Annotated in this window: 1 protein-coding gene; it reads right to left on the bottom strand. The window is 64.0% G+C overall.

Annotated elements, in window-relative coordinates; translation table 11 throughout:
• Nucleotides 1–7: 7 nt before the first annotated feature.
• Nucleotides 8–1168 (bottom strand): IS30 family transposase, encoded by a 1161-nt coding sequence (locus AB4Y64_RS17660; protein WP_441817753.1) that lies wholly within the window; start codon nt 1166–1168, stop codon nt 8–10.
• Between the last annotated feature and the right edge of the window lie 61 nt (nt 1169–1229).

Below are 1229 nucleotides of genomic sequence, written 5' to 3'. Positions count from 1 at the left end.
TGCGGTTTCAACCGGTGGATGCAACAGATTGTTGAAATCGTTCGGCCGGTGTTTCGTAGCCTAGCGTCTTCCGGGGCCGTCCGTTCAACTCTCTGGCCACGGCGTCAAGCTTGGCCTGCGTGATCGTGGACAGATCGAGACCCTTGGGGAAGTACTGCCGAAGCAATCCGTTGGTGTTCTCGTTTGAACCGCGCTGCCATGGATGCTGCGGATCGCAGAAGTAGACCTGGATGTCGGTCGCCATGGTGAATCGGCGATGATCAGCCATCTCCTTACCGCGGTCCCAAGTCAACGATCGATACAGTTCCTTCGGCAGGCGCCGTGCGTTCTTGATCAGCGCGTCGATGACCGTTTCGGTGTCCTTGCCGCCGACCTTCACCAGCATGACGTAGCGCGTATGCCGCTCCACCAGCGTGGCAATCTGACTGTTGCTGCTGCCGAACAGCAAGTCGCCTTCCCAGTGGCCGGGCACGGCCCGGTCTTCGACCGCGGCCGGACGCTCGCGGATCGAGACGGCGCCGCTGATGCGGCCGTGGTTGTCGGTCTTCTGTGTGTGGTGGCGTGAGCGGCGCATCGCTCGCGTCCGCCTCAGGTAGCCCAGAAGCTCCTGTTTTAAGGCGCCTCGGGCTTGGATGAAGAGCGTGCGGTAGATCGTCTCGTGTGACACCTGACCGCTCGCGTCGTCTGGATGGATGCGCTTGAGCCATCCGGCAATCTGCTGCGGAGACCAACGCTGTTGAAGCTTAGCTGCGACCTGCCGCGCCAAGGCTCGATGCCGGGCCAGCTTACAAGTCTTTGGACGACGCGCCCGGTCCCAGGCGGCCTGGTCGGCCCGGTTCGCCCGGTAGCCATCAGAACCCTCGTTGCGTCGCAGTTCGCGGCTCACTGTGGACGGCGCCCGCCCCAGCGCGGCCGCGATCGAACGGATCGATTGCCCGCTCACCACGCCCCGCGAAATCTCTTCCCGCTCGGCCAAGCTCAGCGTGCGCTCAGAACGGCGGCGCTGAGGCGGCCGGATCCCACCGGACGCCGCCAGGATCCCGCGGACCGAGCTGTGGCGCCGATCAAACAGCCGGGCGATCTGGTGCAGCGACTCGCCCTGCTGCCAGCGGTCCCACATCAGGGCCTTCTGGCCTTCCGTGTAACAGATCCTTGCCCGGTACTTCATCTGCAACACCCCTGCTGCCGAGGCAGCCTTCAGTGTGTTGCATCGACCGGTTGAAACCGCA

This window comes from Lysobacter sp. TAF61 (assembly GCF_052113485.1).
Taxonomy (GTDB): domain Bacteria; phylum Pseudomonadota; class Gammaproteobacteria; order Xanthomonadales; family Xanthomonadaceae; genus Lysobacter_J.
This window is presented reverse-complemented; position numbering and strand designations above follow the sequence as displayed.